A 2,936-nucleotide genomic window follows, 5' to 3' on the forward strand; every position below is an offset into this window, starting at 1 on the left:
GTCGTCCTGCTGCTCGGAAATCGGCCTGTCCGGATCGATGCCGGCATGAACGAACAGCACCTCCGGCGTGTCCAGCAGGATCGGCAAGCGCCGCAGAAAATTGACGTGATCGTCAGGCAGCCAGGTCCTTATGAAGGTGTCGAGCTGCTTCTGCCTGGGATATTGCTCTCTCAGCTTTGGGATATCCACGCCGTAGGATGCGAGCGTTGCCTCGCCGCCGAGCGCTACCCAATCATCCAGTGATATTTCGCCGTCGATATAGGCGAGCATGGCCATCTCGTGATTGCCCGTCAAGCAAATGCGGTCGAAGCCGTTCGGCGGCGACGCCATCAGGCGGCCGATCACCTGCGCCGAGGCGGGGCCGCGATCGATGAAATCGCCGAGCATGATGATGAGCTTTCGGCCCGGCAGTCCCGCCGCATCGGCGAAGATCTTGCGCTCCAGCGCGCTCAGAAGATCGTAACGGCCATGGACGTCGCCGATGACATAGGTGGGCATATCGAGATGTTCGAGCCGTTCGCGACGCCGGCGAGGGCCGAAGCCACTGGCCATTTTTTCGCGTATCCTAGATGCCGCCATGAAACTGCCTTTCGAGCGCACACCCCGGAACGCCTCAACTATGTCTGCAAAAAGGACTCAAAAGCGACGATTCTTTGCCAAAAAAGCAGGAATCGCGCCCATGATCGATATCGCGATCGGCCAAGGCCTGCGACAGCGGATTGCCTTGCGGCAAAGCGTCCCGAATGGCGCCTTTATGCATGGAGAAAGTTGACAGTGCGTATCCGCAATCCTATCGCGCTCGCAAAGCCGGCGAAATCGACACCGCATCAAACTGGAACGTCACACCCATGACGCCTGTAAACCTATCGTGAAGCCCTGATGGATCCGACGGCCGCGCTCCAACTCTGCCGCTTTCTTCACGATGCGTCGCTGATGCTTCTGTGGGGTGCGAGCGCCTATCTATGCCTGCTCGTGCCGAAAACGCTCGCCGATACTGTCTGGCGCCTGTCCGCAAGGCCATTTTTCGCGGCGACCGCCATTGCGGCCGCGACGGTGCTGGCCGCGCTGCCCGCAACGACGGCGAACCTCGGCAAGGGATGGGGCGATGCACTCGATGCCGGCATGATCCATGACGTGCTCTTCCAAACCACGGTCGGCCTGGCCTGGCAGGCACAGGCGCTTGCGGCCGCAGTCATGGTCGGCGCCTTCCTGCTGCCGGAAAGTTGGCGGCCGCGCGGGCTGGCGCTGGGTTCGGGCCTGGGGCTTGCCTGCCTTTCCTTGACAGGGCACGCCTCGATGCTGGAAGGCTGGATGCGGCAGGCGCATCGTGCCAACGATATCCTGCATGTGCTGACCGCCGGCGGCTGGCTGGGGGCGCTCGTGCCGTTGATCCCCATTCTGCGGCTTCTCGACCGCCCGGATTGCCGGACGGAAGCGCTGCTGGCGCTGCGGCGTTTCTCCAATGCCGGGCATGTGGCCGTCGCGCTCGTCATCGTCTCCGGCATCGTCAACACGATGCTGATCCTGAAACGGCTGCCGACGGACTGGTCGTCGCCCTACCAGAAACTGCTTGCCATCAAGATCGCGCTGGTCGCCGCCATCGCGTTTCTGGCGATCGTCAATCGCTATGTCTTCGTTCCCTGGATCGGCCGCAACCATAACCGCGCCCTGACGGCGCTCCGGCTTGGAAGCATCGCCGAGATCGTCATCGGCATGGCAGTGATCGGGCTCGTCGCCATCTTCGGCATGCTGGAACCCGTATAGGTCACGGCTTCACGCGGTTTCTCGCGGAGAGCCGCCAAGCGATTTCACCACCGCACGAACAGCTTCGGCATCGCTCGTCGCCGGCCTGTATTCCAGCCCCACCCTGCCGCGATAGCCTTGAGCAAACAGCCAATCCAGCCGCTCCGCCAGATCGATATGGCCGGTGCCGGGATCGCCTCGGCCGGGATGATCGGCAACATGAAGATGCACGATCCGGTCGATGCGATCGCCGATGACCTCACGCGTATCCTCGCCCATGACGGCCGAGTGATAGAGATCGTAGACGATGCCGATTTCGGCGCGGCCGACCTCATCGACGATATCAAGGCCTTCCACTGTCGAAGACAGATAGTAGCCGGCATGATCGATCTTCGTGTTCAACGGTTCGAGGCCGAGGTGAACGCCGGATCCTTCAAGGATATCGGCGCCGGCGCTAAGGGCGGCGACAAGAGCCGACCGCTGCGCGGCACGCGAAAACTCCGGCAGATCGTCGCCGGCCTGCGCGATCAGAACCGGCGCGCCGAGGCGCTGCGCCACGCCAACGGACTCACGCAAACCCTTCAGCCAAGCCTCCTTGTTTGCCGGATTCGTCAATGCGATCATCGGCTCCGCCACAAGGCCGGAAACCGCAATGCCGGTCTCGGCAACGGCGGTGGCGATCGCATCGAGATCCTTGTTCGTCCAGTGCCAGAATTCGACGGCATCGAGCCTCGCCTCATGCGCCAGCCGGATACGATCCGCAAAAACATCGCCATCGCGTGCGAACAACCACTCGATACAAGCCGAAAACTGCCGCATTGAAATCTCCTCCCGCACTTCCGTCAGCAATGCGCGGGATCGGCGGCGACCGCAAGGGGCGTCAACGGTTAATCTGCGGAGGGCGCCGCGCGGAGGAATCGATGACTTCCACGTTGATTGCGGAGAGGACGCGCATGTCGCGGCGGAAATCGGAAGGCGTCATGCCGGCAATGTGGCGGAAGGATTTGTTGAAGGCGCTGATGGAGCCGAAACCACTGTCCATGGCAACCTGCAGCACATTGGCGCCATCGCGCATCAGCATCGCCTGGGCGCGCGAAAGCCGCAGCAGGTTCACATATTTGGCCAGTGTCATACCGGTCGATTTCTTGAAGAGGTTCATGGCGTATTTCGGATGGAGACGCGCCGCCTTGGCG

General features: G+C 62.1%; 4 protein-coding genes. 1 reads left to right on the forward strand and 3 read right to left on the reverse strand.

Annotation, left to right across the window (positions count from 1 at the left end; all coding sequences use genetic code 11):
- On the reverse strand, window positions 1-552 hold a 552-nt coding region (locus tag ACPYOP_RS32675), incomplete at its 3' end, for a metallophosphoesterase (protein WP_481414343.1).
- 327 nt (window positions 553-879) lie between these two features.
- On the opposite strand from ACPYOP_RS32675, the gene copD reads away from it, so the two are divergent.
- Window positions 880-1,764 (forward strand): copper homeostasis membrane protein CopD, encoded by an 885-nt coding sequence (gene copD, locus ACPYOP_RS32680; protein ID WP_481414344.1) that lies wholly within the window; start codon window positions 880-882, stop codon window positions 1,762-1,764.
- Between the two features lie 9 nt (window positions 1,765-1,773).
- Here the strand turns inward: copD and ACPYOP_RS32685 are convergent, their stop codons facing one another.
- Window positions 1,774-2,562, reverse strand: coding sequence for a TIM barrel protein (locus ACPYOP_RS32685; RefSeq protein WP_481414345.1), 789 nt, complete (start codon window positions 2,560-2,562; stop codon window positions 1,774-1,776).
- Window positions 2,563-2,623: 61 nt separating this feature from the next.
- Window positions 2,624-2,936, reverse strand: a 313-nt coding sequence (locus ACPYOP_RS32690) for a helix-turn-helix transcriptional regulator (RefSeq protein ID WP_481414346.1), incomplete at its 5' end; no start/stop codon positions are given.

This window comes from Rhizobium sp. KNZ2-6A, from assembly GCF_056755475.1.